The sequence below is a fragment of the Neorhizobium sp. P12A genome (genome assembly GCF_008365395.1).
Taxonomy (GTDB): Bacteria; Pseudomonadota; Alphaproteobacteria; order Rhizobiales; family Rhizobiaceae; genus Rhizobium.
The window spans coordinates 18,433-38,341 of record NZ_QOVX01000023.1 but is presented as its reverse complement, the minus strand read 5'-3'; the positions used below and the strand labels follow the sequence as shown (position 1 = coordinate 38,341).

17 protein-coding genes and 1 pseudogene are annotated in these 19,909 nt (G+C 59.2%); 5 read left to right on the top strand and 13 right to left on the bottom strand.

Annotated elements, in window-relative coordinates; all coding sequences use genetic code 11:
• The first annotated feature begins 1 nt into the window (after position 1).
• Complete coding sequence (locus tag DTW90_RS32020) at positions 2-1,066, top strand: Gfo/Idh/MocA family oxidoreductase (protein ID WP_149343667.1); 1,065 nt, start codon at positions 2-4, stop codon at positions 1,064-1,066.
• Positions 1,066-2,865, top strand: a complete 1,800-nt coding sequence (locus DTW90_RS32015; RefSeq protein ID WP_149343665.1) for a phosphoenolpyruvate hydrolase family protein — start codon at positions 1,066-1,068, stop codon at positions 2,863-2,865. Before DTW90_RS32020 ends, DTW90_RS32015 begins: the two co-directional genes overlap by 1 nt.
• Positions 2,866-2,944: 79 nt before the next feature.
• Here the strand turns inward: DTW90_RS32015 and DTW90_RS32005 are convergent, their stop codons facing one another.
• The 11 genes from DTW90_RS32005 to DTW90_RS31955 form a co-directional block, all read right to left on the bottom strand.
• The gene (locus tag DTW90_RS32005) at positions 2,945-3,385 is read right to left on the bottom strand and encodes an SRPBCC family protein (RefSeq protein ID WP_149343663.1); all 441 of its coding nucleotides are present in this window, start codon (positions 3,383-3,385) and stop codon (positions 2,945-2,947) included.
• Between the two features lie 100 nt (positions 3,386-3,485).
• Positions 3,486-4,319, bottom strand: a complete 834-nt coding sequence (locus DTW90_RS32000; protein ID WP_149343661.1) for a phosphoenolpyruvate hydrolase family protein — start codon at positions 4,317-4,319, stop codon at positions 3,486-3,488.
• Between the two features lies 1 nt (position 4,320).
• A complete protein-coding gene (locus DTW90_RS31995; protein ID WP_210251446.1) occupies positions 4,321-5,520 on the bottom strand; it encodes a Tm-1-like ATP-binding domain-containing protein in 1,200 nt (399 codons plus the stop codon).
• 28 nt (positions 5,521-5,548) lie between these two features.
• Positions 5,549-6,601: a sn-glycerol-3-phosphate ABC transporter ATP-binding protein UgpC gene (ugpC, locus tag DTW90_RS31990; RefSeq protein ID WP_149343657.1), complete on the bottom strand. Its 1,053-nt coding sequence runs from the start codon at positions 6,599-6,601 to the stop codon at positions 5,549-5,551.
• 58 nt (positions 6,602-6,659) lie between these two features.
• A complete protein-coding gene (locus DTW90_RS31985; protein WP_149343655.1) occupies positions 6,660-7,508 on the bottom strand; it encodes a carbohydrate ABC transporter permease in 849 nt (282 codons plus the stop codon).
• On the bottom strand, positions 7,505-8,389 hold the full coding sequence (locus DTW90_RS31980; RefSeq protein ID WP_149343653.1) for a sugar ABC transporter permease: 885 nt from the start codon (positions 8,387-8,389) through the stop codon (positions 7,505-7,507). The genes DTW90_RS31985 and DTW90_RS31980 overlap by 4 nt, the downstream gene beginning before the upstream one ends.
• A 104-nt stretch (positions 8,390-8,493) precedes the next feature.
• Positions 8,494-9,723 carry an ABC transporter substrate-binding protein gene (locus tag DTW90_RS31975; RefSeq protein ID WP_188080122.1) on the bottom strand — a complete coding sequence of 410 codons (1,230 nt, stop codon included), beginning with the start codon at positions 9,721-9,723 and terminating at the stop codon, positions 8,494-8,496.
• A gap of 345 nt (positions 9,724-10,068) precedes the next feature.
• Positions 10,069-11,352 (bottom strand): sugar ABC transporter substrate-binding protein, encoded by a 1,284-nt coding sequence (locus DTW90_RS31970; protein WP_188080121.1) that lies wholly within the window; start codon positions 11,350-11,352, stop codon positions 10,069-10,071.
• A gap of 44 nt (positions 11,353-11,396) precedes the next feature.
• Positions 11,397-12,224 (bottom strand): carbohydrate ABC transporter permease, encoded by an 828-nt coding sequence (locus DTW90_RS31965; RefSeq protein WP_149343647.1) that lies wholly within the window; start codon positions 12,222-12,224, stop codon positions 11,397-11,399.
• On the bottom strand, positions 12,224-13,126 hold the full coding sequence (locus DTW90_RS31960; RefSeq protein WP_149343645.1) for a sugar ABC transporter permease: 903 nt from the start codon (positions 13,124-13,126) through the stop codon (positions 12,224-12,226). Before DTW90_RS31960 ends, DTW90_RS31965 begins: the two co-directional genes overlap by 1 nt.
• Entirely contained in the window at positions 13,123-14,139 is a 1,017-nt protein-coding gene (locus DTW90_RS31955) for an aldo/keto reductase (protein ID WP_149343643.1), read from the bottom strand. Before DTW90_RS31955 ends, DTW90_RS31960 begins: the two co-directional genes overlap by 4 nt.
• A gap of 464 nt (positions 14,140-14,603) precedes the next feature.
• On the opposite strand from DTW90_RS31955, the gene DTW90_RS31950 reads away from it, so the two are divergent.
• The 3 genes and pseudogenes from DTW90_RS31950 (at position 14,604) to DTW90_RS31940 (ending at position 17,831) form a co-directional block, all read left to right on the top strand.
• Positions 14,604-15,920, top strand: a complete 1,317-nt coding sequence (locus DTW90_RS31950) for an extracellular solute-binding protein (RefSeq protein WP_149343641.1) — start codon at positions 14,604-14,606, stop codon at positions 15,918-15,920.
• A gap of 123 nt (positions 15,921-16,043) precedes the next feature.
• Positions 16,044-16,985: pseudogene (locus DTW90_RS31945) on the top strand (aldo/keto reductase).
• 204 nt (positions 16,986-17,189) lie between these two features.
• Positions 17,190-17,831: a glutathione S-transferase family protein gene (locus DTW90_RS31940; RefSeq protein ID WP_149343639.1), complete on the top strand. Its 642-nt coding sequence runs from the start codon at positions 17,190-17,192 to the stop codon at positions 17,829-17,831.
• Positions 17,832-17,993: 162 nt separating this feature from the next.
• Here the strand turns inward: DTW90_RS31940 and DTW90_RS31935 are convergent, their stop codons facing one another.
• On the bottom strand, positions 17,994-19,100 hold the full coding sequence (locus DTW90_RS31935; protein WP_149343637.1) for a Fic family protein: 1,107 nt from the start codon (positions 19,098-19,100) through the stop codon (positions 17,994-17,996).
• 142 nt (positions 19,101-19,242) lie between these two features.
• On the bottom strand, positions 19,243-19,779 hold the full coding sequence (locus tag DTW90_RS31930) for a YqhA family protein (RefSeq protein ID WP_149343635.1): 537 nt from the start codon (positions 19,777-19,779) through the stop codon (positions 19,243-19,245).
• Between the last annotated feature and the right edge of the window lie 130 nt (positions 19,780-19,909).

Sequence of the window (19,909 nt, the reverse complement as noted above, 5' to 3'; positions counted from 1 at the left end):
GATGACGAAAAGATTGATTCACGTCGGCGTCGGCACTTTTGGTCGTCGTTGGTGCTCCGAATTTCTCGCCGCCAACATCGCCGACGGGACGGTAGAGGTCGTGGCGGTCGTCGATGTCGACGAGACTGCCCTTGAACTGGGACGCCGCCTTCTCGGCCTGCCCGAGAACCGCTGCTATACCGATCCGCAGAAAGCCTTTGCCGAGAACGCCGCAGATTTTTGCACCATCGTGGTGCCGCCGAATTACCACGAGGGCATCGTCGACATTGCGATCGCGCATGGTGTCGACATTCTTTGCGAAAAGCCTATCGCCGACACGATGGAAGGATCGGTTCGCGTTGCGCGCAAGGTAAAGGCGGCCGGCCGCAAGATGGCCGTCACGATGAGCCATCGCTTCGATCAGGACAAGACGACCCTTCGGTCCGTTATTCGCTCGGGACGGCTTGGGAAAGTCAACATGGTCAGTTGCCGCTACATGGCCGATATGCGCAAGCATATGGCGTGGGGCGCGCTTTTCCGGCACACGATGGAAGATCCGTTGATGATCGAAGGAGCGGTGCATCATCTCGATTTCGTGGCCGATTTCGCCGGCGCACGCTGCCAGACGCTTTACGCTTCGACCTGGAAGCCGAGCTGGGCGGAATATGCCGGAGATACCGACGGTATCGTGATGATGACGTTCGAGAATGGTGCGAGAGGCATCTACGAAGGTTCATCCAGCGCCGCTGTCGGCATGAACGACTGGTACCATGAATATGTCCGTGTCGAATGCGAGGAGGGAACGGCAATCCTCAGCAATCGCGAGATCCAGGTGTTCCAGCGACAAGAGCTGAAGCGCCAGCGCAGCCGGGAGGGTGAGGGTCAAAAAATCCAGTTGATCACCCAGCCGAAATGGCTGAACACTTGGCTGATCGAGCGATTCTGCAACTGGCTGGATGGTGGACCGGAGATGGAAACGCATGTGGAGGCGAATGTGCAGGCCAGTGCGTTGATCTTCTCGGCGATAGAGAGCCAGAGAACCGGCAATGTCGTGAATGTGCCGGAGTTTATCGAACGCCATTCATAATGAACGAGCCGAGGAACCGGGCTGACAAGAACGCGCTGCGGGCACGCATTCGCCCGGGCCACCGAAGCGGCTTCCTTGTGGGAGCCGCGATCGGAACCGGAATGGCGGCCAACTTTGCCGTTCGCGGTGGCGCCGACTTTCTTCTTGCCCTCAGCGCTGGACGTATCCGCAGCATGGGAGAGCCGTCGCTCGTCGCCATGCTGCCGATCCACGAATGCAACAGCTTCGTCATGGATTTCGCCACCAGGGAGATCCTGCCGAGGGCAGCAGTCCCGGTGTTCTTCGGCGCTTCGGTCTTCGATCCGCGCGAGGACCTGCATACGATTGTCAACAAGGTGGTCGAGCAGGGTTTCTTCGGCATCGCCAATTTCCCGACCGCGATCCTGGTGGATCCTGAATTCCGCGAGTTGCTGGAGGAGGCGGGCGTGGGCTTCTCGCGTGAGCTGGATATGCTGTCGCTCGCCCACGAGGCGGGACTTGCCACCATCGCCTATGTCCATAACGGCGCGGAAGCCGAGCGTGCCGCCATGATCCCGGTCGACGTGATCAATGTCGATCTGGGATGGAACAAGGGCGGCGTCGCCGGCGTATCGACGGAAGTCCGCATCGAGGAAGCCGCTCTCCACGTCGCTTCGGTCGTGCGTCGGGTTCGTGCCATCTCGCCTCAGACGTTGTGCATGGTCGAGGGAGGGCCGATCGTAAGCCCGCGCCATCTGGAGGAACTTTGCCGCGTTGCACGGGTAGACGGCTATATCGGTGGCTCGACGATCGACAGGGTCCCCCTCGAGACCGCAATCGAGATCGTGACGGCAAGCTTCAAGACCATCGAGAGCCTGCGCGATCGTGTGGAGCGGCTGGAACACAGTGGCTTCGGCAATCCTTTGCCGTCACCTCTGCTCGGTCGTTCCGACACCGCCGCTGCGACCCAGGCAATCTACAATCGCTTGCTGATGACAGACCTCCCGGTTTTGATTGTTGCTTCGCCGAAAAGCGGTGCACGCGAAGTCGCCGAGGCGCTGCATGCCGAAAGCGCGCGGCGGCAACGCGATCTGATCCTGGTTAACCTCGGCGGCAAGACCGAAGCCGCTCAGGCGCTGGAACTCTTCGGTGGCCTTCCGGTTGCGGTGCCCGATCTCGTCAAGGCTCGGCTCGGATGGCTGGAGGTCGGCCACAAGGCTACTCTTCTCCTTCATGACCTGGAAATGCTCCCCCTCGATCTTCAGCGTGCCCTTGCCGAAGTGGTCAGGACTGGAAGAATGCGGCGCCTTGGCGAGGAAACGTCACGAGCGACCGATGTGCGGCTTATCGGGATCATGAATCCCGCCCATCCCAATACGGTGGCGGCGCGCAGCTTTTTTGAGCAATCAGGTTTTGCAACGATCGTTCTTGCTCCTCTCAACGAGCGTCTGGAGGATCTTCCGATCCTGATCGAGACGGCCCTTGCGAAGATCCGGCTGCGCACGCGACGGCCCAATCTGACGCTCGAACCAAGCGCCTACCGTCTCTTGCTCGAATATGCCTGGCCCGGGGATATTGCCGAGCTGCAGACGGTGCTGGAAAACGCAGCCCTCAGTGCGTCCGGCGATGTCCTGTCGCCCCTGCAACTCGAGGCGCTCGTGCCGGCCCAGAAAGCGCTCCCCATGTCGGCATTTGCATCCGAGCGGGACTGGATCCTCGACGGATTGCGGCGCAACCGGTTTCGCCGCGGCGCAACGGCACAGTTCCTCGGTCTTTCCCGCAAGACGCTCTACAACAAGATGTCCCAGTACAACCTGACACAACTGGCAAAGAGCGACTGAGGCGGCGCGCCCGCGGGACTCTCTGCATCATCCGGCAAGTCCAATGTCACTCTTGCCGGACAATGCTATTGCTGCCGCCTCACCGCTTCTTCAAGGCTGCTTCCAGCGCTACGATGCCGGCGGCAAATGTATCACGCCCCACCTGATGCCGAATCTGGGCCTCGTGTTCCTCCGAAACATCGAAGTGGGCATACCATTCCACGAATGTCTTGTTGCCTTCGGTCACGGGCAGGCAGTGAAACGTTGCCACGTAATTCTGTATGGGCATCGGCGACACGAGAATATTATATGTGAAGGAACGGTCGAGATCGCTGAACGACAGCAGCTTCTCCCTGAGGTTTCCACCATTCGTCAGATTGAAGTTGCGGACGCAGCCGACCTTGTCGCTCGGATACCCATCCTCGACCACGCTCTCGGCGATCAATGGATGCCATTCGCCGTGACCGTTGAAGTCGCGCGCACAGGCCCAGACTTTCTCGATCGGTGCATCTATGATGCCGCTGACGTAAACTCGTGCCATTATATATTCCTCCATGAACATCGTGTCTGATCGGGGTGAAGCAGAGGAACGGTCCCTCCAAGACCGTCCCTCTGCCGGAATGGTCAATGCTTGAAGCCTGCTAGCTTCGCTTGATTTCCTTGAAGCGGCGCGTCTGCTCGACCAGGGCGATTTCCGTCGGCAGCCGTTCCATACTGCTCGCGCCATAAAAGCCATGGCATTGCGGGCATCTCGAGAGGATGATCGCAGCGTCCTCGGGAGTGGAGACCGGGCCGCCGTGGCAGAGTACGATCACATCGTCCCGGACCTCCAGGGCTGCCTGAGCGATTGCCGATACGCGAACCGCCGCCTCATCGAGCGTCATGGCAGTCTCCGCCCCGATCGACCCGCCGGTCGTGAGGCCCATATGAGCGACGATGATGTCGGCGCCGGCCTGCGCCATCAGGCGCGCCTGATCCACGTCGAAGACATAGGGCGTCGTCAGGAGATCCTTGCTTCGGGCAAGGCGCACGACATCGACCTCGAGGTTATAGCTCATGCCTGTTTCTTCTAGATTGGCGCGAAACACGCCGTCGATGAGGCCAACCGTCGGAAAATTCTGAATACCGGAAAAGCCAACCGCTTTCAGCTGATCGAGAAAATAGTCGAAATTGCAGAAAGGGTCCGTGCCGTTGACGCCGGCAAGAACCGGGGTGTGGGATACCACCGGCAACACTTCGCGGGCCATTTCCATGACGATTTCATTGGCGTTGCCATAGGCCAGCACGCCCGCAAGCGAACCCCGGCCCGCCATGCGGTAACGGCCCGAATTATAAATGACGATGAGGTCGATGCCGCCGGCCTCTTCGCATTTTGCCGACAGACCCGTTCCGGCCCCTCCCCCGATGATCGGCGTGCCACTTTCAATCATGCCGTGGAACCGCTTCAGCAATTTTGCCCGTTCGATAGGTGCCATTTTAAGCCTCAGGTATAATGCCTCGGAATGCGGCAACGGTTGCGTCTGCGAATTCCGGGCTGTTGATGTGATAGGGAAGACGGAGCAATGTCCTGTTGGAGGTTGCTCGAAGGGTGTTTTCGAGAGCGCCGAACAAGGCCGCATCGGCCTCCGGATCCCAGAATTGTTTCCCGGGCGCATCCAGCGCCGATACGCCGCCTTCGGGGATCAGGAAACGGATCGGGCCTTCGCAGGCGTTAAGCTTCTCGCCGATCCAGCGGCCAATCCGCGCGTTTTCCTCCGGCGTCGTCCGCATCAGGGTGATCTGCGGATTGTGCTCATACAGATTTCGGTTTCGATAACGAGCAGGAACCGTCTCCCTGCCGGCAAAATTGACCATGTCGAGTGCGCCGCACGAGCCGACATAGGCAAGCCGGGTTCGCGCGACGGCGCCGAATCGATCCTCCGTGCACGGGAAGATCCCACCCATCAGCAGATCGCAGACCTCCGTCGTTGTCATGTCCAGGAGACCGCTCACCAGACGGGAGTCGGCAAGCTTCTCCATGGATTGGCCGCCAGTTCCCGTCGCATGGAAAACAAGGCAATCATAAGTGGATTTGAGTCGGTCGGTGATTTGCGTGACGCAAGGTGTCGTCACCCCGAACATGGAAAGTCCGACTGCCTGCTTGTCGTCTCCTGCCTCGAACGAGGCTTTGGCCATGCCGGCAATGGCGTAGGCGGCGTTGGCCAGGATTACCCGCGAGATGCGGTTGAGACCGGCAACATCAGTGACCGAGTACATCATGGAGATATCGCTCGGTCCGACATAGGCGGCGACGTTGCCAGAGGCGACAGTCGAAAGCATCAGCTTCGGCAGTCCGATGGGAAGCGCCCGCATGCCTTGCGTAACCAGCGCCGTACCTGACGAGCCGCCAAGGCCGATCACTGCGGCAATGTCGGTGCGCGAAAGCAGAAAATGCTCCAGGGCTTGCGCCATCGCGCCCACCGAGCGGCCGCGATCACCTGTGAAGACGGCCGCCCGACCACCCGGATGGAAGGCGGCCACGTCGGCGGCGCTGATGTCCGCAGAACTCGTTTTCGGCTCGCCGGTGGAAACATCCACCGAGACCGCCGGCCGGTCATTTTTCTCCACGAGCTGCTTCACATAGGCGAGCTCGTCTCCTTTCGTGTCGTGGGTTCCGACGATGTAGATGCGTTTCAGGCTCATGTTCCGCCCCTTCTTCGGACGCTCATAGACGGTTGCCGGTCTGCTCTTCGAAGATATGGGCAAGAGCGGCATCGGGCATGACGTGGATCGTATCGCCAGGATTGGTCCTGATGCGCTCCCGGAAAATGCAGATTACTTTCTGGCTGCCCAGTTGCCCGACGATCTGCATCTCCGACCCGGTCGGCTCGACAACCTGCACCGTGATCGGTGCGCCCTGCTCGCTCAGAATGAAATGTTCCGGTCGAATGCCATAGATGGCCGATTGCCCGACCGCCGCTGGCGGTGCGGATTGCAGCGGAAGCAGGACACCGTCCGGCGTCCGAAATCCGTTAGCCTCAACCTTGCCCTTCAGGAAATTCATGGAGGGAGAGCCGATGAAGCCGGCGACAAACTGGTTCGCGGGGCGATCATAGAGGTCGAGGGGCGTGCCGATCTGCTCGACGATGCCGTCATGCATGACCACGATCTTGTCGGCCATGGTCATGGCCTCGATCTGATCATGCGTCACGTATACGGTCGTCGTCTTCAGCCTTTGATGCAGCGCCTTGATTTCACCGCGCATCGACACACGCAGCTTTGCGTCCAGGTTGGACAGCGGCTCGTCGAAAAGGAAGACCTGCGGATCGCGAACGATCGCGCGGCCCATGGCAACGCGCTGGCGCTGGCCGCCGGAGAGCTGACGCGGGTAACGGTCGAGAAGTTTCGTGAGATCGAGGATCCCGGCGGCCCTTTCGACCTTCTGGTTGATCTCGCTTTTCGGTACTCTCTTCAACTTCAGCGAGAAGCCCATGTTGTCGGCGACCGTCATATGCGGATAGAGCGCATAGTTCTGGAACACCATGGCGATATCGCGCTCCTTTGGCGGCGCATTGTTGACGACCCGCGAACCGATACTGATCTCGCCGTCGGTGATGTTTTCCAAACCCGCGATCATGCGCAGCAACGTCGATTTCCCGCAGCCCGACGGACCGACCAGGACGACGAACTCCCCATCGTTGACCTGAATGTCGACGCCATGGATCACTCTCAATGCGCCATAGGCTTTCTGCACGTTGCGGATATCTACTCCGGCCATATTCTGTTCTCCCGTTATTCCGTTTGGCTTCTTGTTTGTTCGTAGGTGGCCTTATCGATCATTTCAGTGCGCCTGCCGTGAGGCCGGAAACAATCTGCCGCTGCATCAGCAGGAAGACGACGATGACTGGAAAGACGAAGACGGATGAAAAGGCCATCACCCGATGCCAATCCGCATATTCGGCGCCGACGAAACTATAGATGCCGACCGTCGCAGGCTGGAGTTCCTGTTCGCTCAGCAAGGTCAGAGCATAAACGAACTGGCCGTAAGCCTGGACGAAGCACAGGGCGCCGACAACGATGAGCGGCACGCGCATGATCGGCAGGACGATCCGCCAGAATGTCTGGAGCTCATTGCACCCGTCGACGCGGGACGCCTCCTCCAGCTCATAGGGAACCTGACGGAACATCGGACGCAGGATCACGAGAGCGAAAGCAAGCGTCTTCGATGTGGTTGCCAGAATGACGGCAGCATACGTGTTCAGGATGTCGAGCGAGCGGAAGATGATGAACATCGGAGTGGCAAGCAGCGCTTCGGGAAAGACCTGCAGCATCAGCACCAGCACCAGCGCGACGTTGACGAGGCGAGACCTTAGCCGGCTCATGGCATACCCCCCCATGGAACCGAGGAGCAGTGTCAGCAGCGTTACCGGAATGGCGATCGCCAGACTGTTGCGCAGGTAGCGTCCGATGTTCTCGTGCGCAAAGACGTAGTAGAAGGATTCGAGCGTCGGGGCGCGCGGAACAAGCGTTGGCGGCTTGGCAAAGATCTCCGCAGAGTTCTTCAGGCCTGATGTAAGCATCCAATAAATCGGAAAGAGATAGATGGCGAGCCCGATCACGGCGACCACCGTGTGAAGGCAGCCACCGAAAGGCAGGTCGCCGAGCTTCCTCGATGTCGTTTTCATGCAATGGCCTCCTTCTTGAGCGTGCGCACGTAGAGGAGCGCCACTGCGAACACGATGATGAAGGAGAAGCTGCCGATCGCCGAACCGATGCCGAACTGGAATTGCTGGAACGAGAATTGATAGGAAAGAAGCGGCAGGACGTTGCTGGCATCCAGCGGTCCGCCCTGAGTCATGGCGAAGATGAGATCGAATGCGCGCATCGTATAGATCGTGACCAGGCACGCGACCGCGAGCAGAGCCGGCATGATCGCTGGAAGGGTGATGTAGCGGAAACGCGCGAAGGGACCGGCGCCGTCCAGAGTAGCTGCCTCATATTGCTCCTGTGGAACGCCGGTGAGCGCCGCTGCAATCAGGATCATGCTGAAGGGCATGCCGAACCAGACGTTGGCGATCGTGACCGATGCCAGCGCCACCGAGGGATCGGAGAGCCAATGGATCGGCGAGCCGATGACACCGACGATCGAAAGGACGTAATTGACGACGCCGTACTCGGTCGCAAAAAGCCATTTCCAGAGCGCGCCGACGACGAGGGCGGGAAGTATCCAGGATGCCAGCAGCAACCCACGCAGATAGTGCGCGCCCGGGAAGCGCTGCGAGAAGAAGATCGCGAGCGCAAGGCCGATCGAAACTTGCACGACGACATTGATCACGACGAACAGCAGAGAATTGACGAACACCAGCTGAAAAGAGGGATCGGCAATGACCGCCCTATAGTTATCGAGCCCGACGAACGGGCGCACGAAGTCGACGATGTTGCCTAGGTTAACATCCTGGAAGCTCATCGCGACATTGTAGACGACCGGAAAGCCGATGAAGGTCAGGAGGTAGCAGACTGGCATCGCCAGGAAGATGTATAGTAGCGGCGAGCGAACGTTCGCCATCGCGTGGCTCCGAGGTTATGCGCTGAACACCCAGGCGGCCCGCACCTTGATGCGGACGGCCTTCAAGCTAAGTCCGGCAACCAGCCGATCCGGTCTCCCGCCAATCAAAGCGGCGTTTTGGCAAGGATCGGCTGGATCTTCCCCGCGGCATCCTTGAGGGCGACATCGGCGGGCTTCGTGCCGGTAATCGCTTCCTGCATCGCCATCTGTATGGCCCTGGAAATCTCCGGCCACCGCGGATGAGGTCCTCGCTGCCGGGCGGATTGCATCTGCTCGCGATAGATCGAATAGGCCTCCGGCCATTGCGGGTTCTCTACGACCACATCCGAACGCGGCGCTAGGCGACCGGTCTTCCAACCCTCGTTGAGGAATCGCGGATCGGACATGAGTTCGATGAAGCGGAACGCGCCCTCGACCTGCTTGGCTCCCTTCGGAGACACGAAGATATAGCCTCCGAGCGCAGAGGCCTTGATGTTCTTGTCCTCCTTCACGGGCAGAAGCGTGAGGCGCCAGTCGAACTTCGCTTCCTTCTGCATCCGCGGCAGTTCCCAGGGACCGCCGAGCGCGATGGCGGTATTGCCCGCCATGAAGGTATTGATGACTTCGTATTGCCGCTGATTGATAACGTCCCTGGAGGCGACGCCATTCTTCACCATGTCGACCCAGTATTGCAGCGCTGTCGTGGCTTCAGGCTGATCGAGCTTGTCGACCGAACCGCCAGCCTGTGTCAGGAACGGCAGCCACTGGAACACGCCCTCCTCGGCCTGCAGCGCGCAGAAACCGAAACCATAGACGCCCTTGTCGGCATCGCGCAGTTTTTCGGCTGCCGTCTTCAGTTCCGCCCAGGTCTTCGGCGGCTGATCCGGATCCAGGCCCTTGGCCCGGAACATGTCGGCATTGTAGTAGAGCGCCAGCGTATTGGCATCACGCGGCACGCCGTAGGTCCTGCCCTTCCATGTGCCGGCCGCCCACGGGCCTGGGAAATAGAGATCCGGCTTGATCAGCTTGGATTGCGCCACCAGGTCGGTGAGATCGGTGAGTGTTCCCTGCGCCGAAAAGCTTGCGACAACAGGATTATCGAGGGTGACCAAGTCGGGAACCGAGCCGGTCGCGGTCGCCTTGATCAGTTCGGTCACCACTTCCGTGCCGGGAACGATGCGGGCGTCGATCCGATAATCGCTTTGAGATTCGTTGAATGCTTTGATGCCGCCATAGATCATATCCGTTTCCAGATTGAAGACATGCCAGACCTTCACCGTCTTTGGCTCCGCATAGGCAACACCCGCGGGCAGGCACATCATGGCAGCAGCGCTTAGGAATGTTCTTCTCTTCACGGCATTTCCTCCCAACCGGCGGCACCTTTTTGATGCTCGCTTGTTCATGAGTATCTGTGGCGCGCCAAGGAGCTCCAATTCGAATTTCCCTCCCTGTGAGTAAAAACGGGTAATTGTCGCGCGAGACGATTGGTGCTTGGCCATCGGATTACGCGACATCCGGAGGTTTTTTGGGTAAAACACGACGAGCCCTGCCACGGCGGGCGGAAAGCCGCCCGCCCCTTTTTAGGCAAACCGTTTGTTTGGGAATGGCCGGAGTGGAATGTCCGCCATATAGAGCCTGCCATCCCATCCGGCATCAGCGAGATGGAATGGCAGCCGCCCGCGAGAGACACAGTCTCCCAACTATTTGAGATAGCCGCGGCGCTTCATGAACTGCGTGGTCTTCGCCTGGAGATCGGCAACGGCCTGCTCCGGCGTCTTCGTCTTGGCGCAGGCGGCATTCGCCTCGTCTGCGATCATCAACAGCACCTGTTCGGCCTCCTTGACCGGGATATAGCCGAACGTTTCCGCAGAGAAGGCCTGTGCCAGCGCCTGGTAATGCGGATATTTTGCCCCGAGCGCGGCATCCCTCAGAACCGAAAGACGGGCCGGTGACGTTCCAACGGCAGCCGTCCGCTGAACGATCGCCTTCGAGGTCAGCCACGCCACATACAATCTCGCGGCCTCGGGATTCTTTGCCTTGGCGTTGACGCCGATCGACGTCCCTCCGAGGAGCGCACCTCCCGGAGGCATCACGGCGCCGAACTTGCCGGCAACCGTCGATTTGGCCGGATCCGACAAGGCGCCGAGACCGCCAGCCCACATGACCGCGTGCGCAGATTTGCCTTGCTGGAAGGAGTTCAACACCTCGTTATAGTCCCAGGTCAGGTTGCCGGGCGGGCTGATGGGCTGAAGCTGCTCGGCCATGAATTTGATGGCCTTGAGGCTCGCTTCATTGGCAAGATCGGGATTGCCGGCCTTGTCGAAGAACTGGCCGCCGAAAGAATGCTGAAGCAGGGACCACATCACGTAGCATTGCGGTGTCTTGCCCGCGGGCAGCGCATAACCGTAGACGCCGTCCGACATCGTCTGCTTGCCGCGGGCAACGATTTCCTCCCATGATAAGGGCCCCTTTTCCGGATCGAGCCCTTTCGCCTTATAGATCTCCTTGTTGTAGAGCATGAAGGCGACGTCGCCGAGGACCGGCAGACCGACGAGCTTGCCGTTATTCTTTCCGTAGACCTCGAGCACCTTCGGCGCGTAGTCATCAAGGTCGAGTGACGGTGCTCCCGGCACGTCCTTGTCGACATTGGTGAGGTCGGCCAGGAACGGAGCCAGGTCCGCCTTCCACTGGTAGACGAACAGGCTGACATCGAATGCGTTGGTGCCGCTTGACCAGTCGAGCATAAGCTTGGCATAGTGATCGCTTGGCGCAATGCGGGTGACATTGAGCTTTATGCCGGTCGCCTGGGTGAATTCCTCCCCGAGCCGTACGCTGGGATCGAAGGGAGGGCTCGTGCGTGACATGATGTTGAGCGTGCTGCCCGCATAGGTCCTTGGCAGCTCCTGGGCCCGCAACGGGATCGCGGTTCCAAGGAGCCCTGCGGCAGTCGCCATGGTGAATTGCCGTCGAGTGATTCCGGTCATGCTTGTCTCCTCCCTTATATGTCGTATTTGCTTATCCTTGGCTGCTAACCCTTGACTGCGCCCATGGTCAGTCCGCGCACGAGGTACTTCTGCATGACCACGGCGAACAGGACGACCGGGGTCGAGATCATGACGGCCGCCGCCCCGATCGCTCCCCATTGAATGCCGTACTCGTTGCGGAAGCCGATCACTGCGAGTGGCGCCGTTGCGGCATCCGACTGGGTGAGAGCCAGCGCAAACAGGAATTCGTTCCACGCCGCGATGAAGACGAAGACGCTCGTCGCCACCAGACCGCCTTTCACGAGCGGCAGCACGATGCGGATGAACACCTGCAATTCCGAACAACCGTCAACGATCGCCGCTTCGCGCAACTCCGTCGGAATCTCGCGGAAAAAGCCACGCAGCAGCCAGATCGAGAAAGGCAGGTTGAATGCGCAATAGACCATCACCAGCGTCTCTCGCCGGTCGAGCAGGCCCGCTTTGGCCGCAGCAAGGTAGATGGGCACCAGGATAGCGATACCTGGCACCATGCGGGCAAGAAGCACCGCCGCCAAAAACACGCTGCTGCGACGGTTGAGGTGGGCAAGAGAATAGGCTGCCGGCGCCGCCAAGCAGAGGACTGCAATCGTAGCGGGGATCGACGTCAGAAGGCTGTTCGTCAGGTATTTGAGGAAATTGCTTTCCAGAAAAATGGTGCGGAAGCCATCAAGCGTCGGCGTAAAGACGATGCGCATCGCCAGGGTGTCGATCGGGTCGCGAAACGCCGTCAGCACCATCCATGTATAGGGAAACAGGTAGATCAGCGCGAGCGCGATCCAGAGCACGGTCAGAGCGAGACGCCGGTTCGAGCGGTTGGAATTGCCGACAATCATTACCGGTCCCTCAGGGCTGTCTTGAAGAGGCGCCACAGCAAGGGCGAACTCGCGACGAGGACGATGACGACGAAGATCCAGGCGATCGCCGTCGTTCGACCGATATCGAAGGCCGAGAAGCCCACCTTGTAGGCGAAGATGGTGATCGTCGTCGTGCGGTCGCCAGGCCCGCCACCGGTCAAAAGCCAGATCTTGTCGAAATCGCCCATCGCTGCAATCGCCCGAAAAGAGGTCGCGATCAGCATGTAAGGGACGAGATGGGGCAGAGTAATATATCGAAAAAGCTGAACGTTGTTAGCGCCATCGACCAGGGCGGCTTCCACGGCATTTCGGTCCATCGCCTGCAGGCCAGCCAGGATAACGAGCATGAAGAAGGGAGTGGTTTGCCACACATCCATCAGGATGATCGACGGCAGCGCCATATCGAGGTTCAGCCAGGGCACTTTCGGCAGGTGCACGGCAGTCAGCACGGCATTGAACACGCCGCTGTCTTCTTCGAACAAAAGCTTCCAGAAGATGCCGATGACAGACGGCGTGATCACCATCGGGATGATCATGATGGATCGAAAGAACGACCGTGCATGGAAATCGGTATCCAGCAGCAACGCGAAAATCGTACCGAGCGTCAGGCCGCAGCAGATCGAGACGAGAGCGTAGACAACTGTGACCCGGACCGCCGACCAGAAGTCCGGGCTCGACATCACGTCGGTGTAATTGTCGAGACCGATGAAGATATCTTCACTGCCGGGACTTGTAAGTACCCAGGCGGTAAAGCTCGCCTTCAATGCAAACAGCATCGGGCCGAGATAGATCAATGCGAGAACGATGGCCGCAGGCAAGAGGAAGAGAAGCGCAACTCCGCGGCCTCCTGTTGCGGTAGCCTGGGGCGATTTTGTCCTCATGCGGGGACCACTCCCGTTCGACCGGTGACTGGATAGAGCGGATCGGTATAGCCCGGCGTAGACGCATGCCCCGGCGGCACGAGCGCATCAACCAGGGCGTCGTCCCCGTCGCCCGTTCCCTCCGCGGCCGCTTCGAGATAGGTCGTCCATTGTTCCAGAGTGCGCGGGCCGGCTATGACGGCCGTGACGGTGGGGTTGCCCAGTGCCCAGTTCAGCGCGAAGCCGATGGCGCTTCGTCCCTGCGACACCGCGTGGGCCTGGATCCTTTCTGCGATGGCAAGCGACTCCGGCCGGAACTCGGTCTGCATGAGACGGGTATCGTTGCGACCGGCCCGGGACGTAGGATCCGGAGCCTGCTCGACGCGATATTTGCCCGTGAGCACCCCGCGAGCAAGCGGGCTATAGGAAACGACCCCAATGCTGAATTTGGCGCAGGCCGGAAGATATTCGACTTCGGCGACACGCGTCATGGCGTTGTAGAGCGGTTGGGCCGCGATCGGCCGCGGTATGCCAAGCGTATCGCAGATATGGATCATCTCGATGATCCGCCAGGCGCTGTAGTTGCTGAATCCCCAGTAACGGACCTTCCCCTGGGTGATCAGCTCGCCCATCGTGCGGACGGTCTCTTCCAGCGGCACGCGCTGATCGTCCCGATGCAGATAGTAAAGATCGATCCAGTCGGTTCCCAACCGCTTGAGGCTGCTTTCAGCGGCATGGACCATCCACCGGCGGCCGAGCCCATCGCCATTGGGGACATCGGGATTGCGGGCGCCACCGACCTTGGTTGCCAATATCCACCGGCTGCGATCTGCGGAAATGGCTTTCCCGACGATTTCCTCGGAGCGGCCGTCCGCATAGCTGTCGGCGGTATCGATAAAATTCACCCCGGGGTCCCGGGAATATCCGACAATACGATCCGCTTCGGCGGCATCAGTCTGATCGCCGAACATCATCGCCCCGAGGCAGACAGGCGATACGGTCAAGCCACTACGGCCAAGTCGTTTCTGGATCACGAAAATACTCCGGAATACAGGACGACGTGGCGGAACAGCCCGCTGGATGAGGGTGTGGTCTGGCGCATAGTAATTTCCTCCCGAAACGTCCATCGCCATTGAACTGGCGGCAAGCTAGGGGACCCTTCCGGGGCACGCAAGCAGCCCGCGGAGTTCCGTGGGTAAAATTGAGTAAGCCTTCCCAGCCATAGGCAGCATGCGACAATTCGGGCCAAGCTCGCGGGGGTGGTTCGCCCGCATATAAGTTGCACCGTTCGCCTGACTGCAACCCAACACAAGTGGCCGGACGACAGGCAATACTTGCCTGACGCACCGAGGCATCAGATGACCAAAGACCGTTCCGGCTTGGCGCTTTACCCACCTTTACCCAACGCCCGCATCATTGCTCGTTGCGCCGACTGCGGGGCATAGCGCTATCGTCTCGGACAACCGGCGCGGAGGACGCCGGGCCACGGGAGGACAGCATGAAAGGTATAAGCCGACGTAATTTCTTTGGCGTGGCGGCTGCCACGATCGCAAGCCCTTACATGTTGCGCTATGCGCAAGCGGAGGAAACAGCTGCCGACGCGGTGACCCGCGGGCTGCCACGCACCTATGCCGGACGCTCGCTCAACATCACATGGGGCTCGACACCCGCCTATGCACAGATCAGCGCCTATTGCGGCAAATTCAGCGAGGCGACCGGCATCGAACTCAAGTTCGTACCGTTGCAGCAGGCGGACCGCTATCAGAAGATGGTGCTTGACGCGACCAGCAACACGAACAGCTTTGACGTGTCGATCACCGCTTATCAGTGGAAGGACGAGATCGCACCCTATTTCACCGATCTCTCCAAGATCGACCAGGAAATCAAAGGGATACCACCCCTCGAGCTGACGGATTACCCGCAAAATGCACTCAACGCCTATTCACGGGTCGACGACAAACTGATCACCATGCCGCTCCTCGGCGATGCTTCGCTACTTGTGTGGAACAAGAAGGCGTTTCAGGAAGCGGGGCTGCCCGATACGCCGCCGGCGACCTGGGACGCCGTCTACGAGGGCGGTGCCAAGCTCGTCGGTGGTTCCCGCTATGGCTTCAACATGCCGGCGGGCAAGAGCATCCAGACGGCCTGTGTCTGGATCACCCTCTTCCATGCCTATGGCGGTAGCTATTTCGATGCCAAGGGCGCCCCGACCTTCAACAGCGAGGCGGGTTTGCGGGCAACCCGGTTCATGGCGGGCGAGCTCGGCAAAGTCAGCCCTCCTGGAAATCTCACCTGGGACTTTCCGGAGATGATCAGCAGCGTCGCCAGCGGCCAGTCGGCGCAGGGCTTCATGTGGGGCGGAGGTTTGAGCACGCTCTTTGATCCCTCCAAATCGGCAGTCGCCACGACGCTCGGCTATTCACCAACCCCTGAAGCGGTGCTTCTTGGTGGCTGGGGTCTTGGCATCAACGCAAAGGGCCGGAATGTCGATGCTGCAAAGCTCTTCGTCGGCTGGCTGACCAGCGCCGCAGTCTCGCGGCAGATTGCCCTTGTCAGCGGTTCGCCCTGCCGCACATCAACGTTTACCGACCCCGACGTCGTTGCCAAATATCCCGGCGTGCCGGCAATCCTGAAAGGGATGCAGGGCAAGGTCGCGACCTATCCGCCGATCAAGGAGGCGGAGCAGCTCAACATCATCATCTATGATCAGGTCAATGCCGCCTGCGCCGGCACCAAGACCCCCGAGCAGGCAACCGCCGACATGCAGGCGGGCGTTACCACCTTCATGCGGCGGCGCGGATATCTGAAGGGCTGACGCGACCAAGGCCAAAGCGAGGGAACCGGGGTTTATATCCGCCGTTTCCCTCGTCGGCACATGCGGATTCACTAGTAACGGAGCGGACTATTGGCAAGCGAGACGATCAGCCTTTGGAATGGCATGACAATCCCCCGTCTTGGCATGGGATGCTGGGCGATCGGCGGTCCCTACCATTCCGGCAATACGGCATTGAGCTGGGGAATGGTGAACGATCAGGACTCCCGCGAGGCGATCGCGCAAGCGCTGGACCTCGGCATCCGTTTCTTCGACACGGCATCAAGTTATGGCGCCGGCCACTCCGAGGAGATCCTCGGGGCCGCCCTGAAGAACCGTGATGACGTGGTGGTTGCGACGAAATTCGGCAACATGTTCAATGCTGCCACCCGACAGGCGCTCGGCTCGAGCGCGACGCCGGCCTTCATACGGGAATCCACCGAGCAATCCCTGCGCCGGCTGCAGCGCGATTCCATCGATCTTCTCCAGTTTCACATCAACGGTCACCCGCTGGACGAAGCGATGGACGTGTTCGACACGCTCGACGAACTTCGACACGAAGGCAAAATCGCCGCCTATGGCTGGAGTACCGACGATCCAAAGAGAGCCGAAGCATTTGCCGACCGGCCAGGTTTCGTCGCTGTCCAGCACAATCTCAATGTCCTCGATCCCGCACCCGATATGATCGCCCTCGTGGAACGGTTCAGCCTGGTTTCGATCAACCGCGGACCGCTCGCGATGGGCTAGCTGTCCGGCAAGTTCGACAATGTGAAGCTTCCCGACGACGACGTTCGCAGCTCGGACGCGGCCTGGCTGCGCTACTTCAGGGATGGCGCCGTCCAACCCGAATTCCGCCGCAAGCTCGATTCCGTGCGTGAACTTCTGCGCTCGGACGGGCGAACGCTGGTCCAGGGCGCCCTCGGATGGATCTGGGCCACCTCGCCCAACACCCTTCCGATCCCCGGCTTCCGAAACACGAGACAGGTTCAGGAGAACGCCGGAGCACTTGCGAAGGGCCCTCTCGCACCTGCGACGATGACCGAAATAAAGACATTGCTCGGGTCGTGAGGGACGGCGGAGGTGCTATTTCTGGCAGCATTTAGCGACTGCTGAATGAGAGGCTTGCACGCATCGAGAGCGCCGCTGCATCTCTGTTTTGATCGAGTGAGGGATGTGTCGGCGCAATCCGGAACTCTCTTTGAATTTTTTACTCTGTACTGTCGAATACTGAATGCTCCGTTCGACTCCTTTGGGTGCACCGGAGGAAACCAAATGAAATTGCATTTCAGCAGAAACCCAAATCCGCGCCTCGCAGTCGCCGTAGCGCGCCTTTTGGACACGGAGATCGAGTTCCAGTTCGCCGAGCCAATGGCCCCAGGCCAATCGGAGCGATATCGTCCGCTCAATCCAAATCTTCTTTTGCCCATCCTGGAGCATGACGGTCGGCGCGCACTTTGGGAAACCGATGCGATTGCTTGCTGGCTATCACGGCACGCCGGCTCGAACTTCTGGCGAACTGACGAAGACGAACCGGAAATGATCCGCTGGATCAGTTGGGCGAAAGAGAACTTCATGAAGGCATGTGACATCGTCCATTGGGAGCGCGGCACAAAACCGCGCTACGGGATCGGGCCCTGTGACGACACGATGGTTGAAGAGGGTCTGGGCCAATTCCACAAGGCGGCAGCGATTCTCGAAAGAGAACTTTCCGATCAGCCGTGGCTTCTGGGCGACGTGATATCTTTTGCCGATTTTCGTATGGCGACCTTTTTGCCCTTTAACGACGCGGCGCGCCTCCCCATCGCGGAATACCCCTCCATACAACGCTGGTCTGATCGACTAAACCGGATCGACGCCTGGAGGGACCCGTTCAGGAAATTGGACGCCCCCGATCTGCCACCTCTTCCCAATTGAAAAAAATCTGCAGGAAATGTCCGCTCAGGAGCCCCCTTCCGGATCTGACGGGCACTCTATACCGGGGGCAGTTGGATCGGCGCCGGATGAATTGAAGGACGATGGTGCATCTGGCCACGAAGCCCTACCCTCGCCTGATCTGTCATTGGTTTCTTGAGCGCCCTAATTTTGAAGTTGCAGGGTGTAACGTGTATGTCGACGCTCCCCGGTGCGCGTGAGGGCGCCAATCTCTACAAGTTGCTGCAGGTCGCGTGTCGCCGTTGCCCGAGATGTGGCGGTGATCGAAATATAGTTCTCCGCACTCAGTCCGCCTTTGAAGCCTGCAATACCTTCCGTGAAGATGCGCGCGATGACCTTTTCTTGCCGGTCATTAAACCGGCCTCGGAAACGGTCATAAAACTTTGCCTTTTGAATGAAGAAGGCAATTCGCCCGATGGTTGCTTGTTGGGCTTCAAGGATGGTCTGTGAAAAATAGATGATCCAATCGGTGATATCGAGTGTTTTCTGGTGACGTTCCAATTCCAAATAGTAGGCTTTTCGACTCTTCTCGATCGTGAAAGCGAGGGAAATCAAGCTTGGCTGTCCGATGTTTTGAGCCAAGGACTTCTCGGCCAAGGCTCGGCCAATTCGCCCGTTGCCGTCTTCAAAAGGATGTATGCTCTCGAAATAGAGATGTCCGATGGCCGCGCGCGTCAATGCCTGCAGCGGGAACTGCCCATCTGGTCCGGATCGATTGAACCAGGTAACGAAATGCTCCATCTCTGTGCCTACCTGACGGGATGCGGGCGCTTCGAAGTGGATTACCGGCTTGTCCAGCCGACCTGACACTATCTGCATTGCATCTGCATGACTGCGATAGGCGCCTATCGTGTCGATATGCCGATTTCCGGCCACCAGCATCGAGTGCCAGCGGAAAAGCTCCTCGTGGTGCAATTCAGCAGCCCAATTTTGATAGACATCTGCCATCATCTCCGCGATCCCACGCTCCTGGGGTCGAACTGGCCGATCATCTGTATCGAGTCCGAACTGTCGACGCAGCGACGACTGGACGCTTGCGCGATCGAGGAATTCGCCTTCAATCTCAGAGGTTTTAATAGCCTCGTCGCTCAACAACTCTATTCGGAGCTGGCGACCATCGTCCTCGTTGAAATGCCGAACTGCACCGATTACCTCGCCGGATGACTGCAGAAATTTCTGCTCTATCGAGGCCATGCTCTCAGCATCGTATTTGAAATTTGGCCAATCGGCGCGCTGCCAGTTCCACTGCATGAGCTATAGATACCTTTTCTATAACTCAGAAATACAGCTGTAAATGAGCTATTACAAGCTTCTCTATTGCTCAGTCGACGGCCGACGCTTGTTCTTCGGGTGGATCAACCGCATGGCGACGATGCTATGACCCGAGCGATATCTACGAGTCACCCGGCTCATTGATGGAAGCGCGCGGTCTTTCAGGAACCGAGCTCACCTCACCATGGCCAGCGTGGCCCGGCGCACTGGCGATCAGTCTCATCGCGCCGGCCAATAGCAGAATGGAGGCGGGCAGGACCAGCGCGTTCCACTGGAGCATCTGATCTGTCTCGGCCACGAGCGTGGCAAAATGGACAACGAGATAAAGTATAATCATCTGGATGAAGAGGTTTTTGAGTTCGGCGACGCTGTCGATAATCATCCAGCCTGGCAGTGCAGCGCGTTGCTTCGGCGACAGGTCAACAAGAAAACCAAGCGCGATGGCGCAGCCGAAGATGACGAGGACGATGGCAAACAGCAGCTTATCCGTCGCTCGCATAACGGCCGCAATGACTGCAAGATCCGGGTCGGTCCTTACATATGCGAAGGCATGCCATAGTGTCAGAAGTCCTTCCCAGAACATCAAAGCCGCAGCCGCGATGACGCCTATGGATGCAAGCGCCATGACGAAACGCAACTTAAGCAGGAGGTATATCATGTTTTCTCCAATCGAGCTTCATGCTTCCCGGCGGCGCTGCCGTCATCGCTGAACACCAACAATCTGCAGCTCCGATCGACTAAGAGCCGCCTGGGCGAAGGCAACGGCGGCACGGAAATCGAAGCGATCG

Excerpts from the sequence above, each read along its gene's own strand:
- DTW90_RS31940 (WP_149343639.1), top strand. The coding sequence starts at position 17,190 with ATGAAATTGCATTTCAGCAGAAACCCAAATCCGCGCCTCGCAGTCGCC.
- DTW90_RS32020 (WP_149343667.1), top strand. The coding sequence starts at position 2 with ATGACGAAAAGATTGATTCACGTCGGCGTCGGCACTTTTGGTCGTCGT.
- DTW90_RS31960 (WP_149343645.1), bottom strand. The coding sequence starts at position 13,126 with ATGAGGACAAAATCGCCCCAGGCTACCGCAACAGGAGGCCGCGGAGTT.
- DTW90_RS31970 (WP_188080121.1), bottom strand. The coding sequence starts at position 11,352 with ATGACCGGAATCACTCGACGGCAATTCACCATGGCGACTGCCGCAGGG.
- DTW90_RS31935 (WP_149343637.1), bottom strand. The coding sequence starts at position 19,100 with ATGCAGTGGAACTGGCAGCGCGCCGATTGGCCAAATTTCAAATACGAT.
- DTW90_RS31930 (WP_149343635.1), bottom strand. The coding sequence starts at position 19,779 with ATGATATACCTCCTGCTTAAGTTGCGTTTCGTCATGGCGCTTGCATCC.
- DTW90_RS31985 (WP_149343655.1), bottom strand. The coding sequence starts at position 7,508 with ATGAAAACGACATCGAGGAAGCTCGGCGACCTGCCTTTCGGTGGCTGC.
- DTW90_RS32015 (WP_149343665.1), top strand. The coding sequence starts at position 1,066 with ATGAACGAGCCGAGGAACCGGGCTGACAAGAACGCGCTGCGGGCACGC.
- ugpC (WP_149343657.1), bottom strand. The coding sequence starts at position 6,601 with ATGGCCGGAGTAGATATCCGCAACGTGCAGAAAGCCTATGGCGCATTG.
- DTW90_RS31980 (WP_149343653.1), bottom strand. The coding sequence starts at position 8,389 with ATGGCGAACGTTCGCTCGCCGCTACTATACATCTTCCTGGCGATGCCA.
- DTW90_RS32000 (WP_149343661.1), bottom strand. The coding sequence starts at position 4,319 with ATGGCACCTATCGAACGGGCAAAATTGCTGAAGCGGTTCCACGGCATG.
- DTW90_RS31965 (WP_149343647.1), bottom strand. The coding sequence starts at position 12,224 with ATGATTGTCGGCAATTCCAACCGCTCGAACCGGCGTCTCGCTCTGACC.
- DTW90_RS32005 (WP_149343663.1), bottom strand. The coding sequence starts at position 3,385 with ATGGCACGAGTTTACGTCAGCGGCATCATAGATGCACCGATCGAGAAA.
- DTW90_RS31950 (WP_149343641.1), top strand. The coding sequence starts at position 14,604 with ATGAAAGGTATAAGCCGACGTAATTTCTTTGGCGTGGCGGCTGCCACG.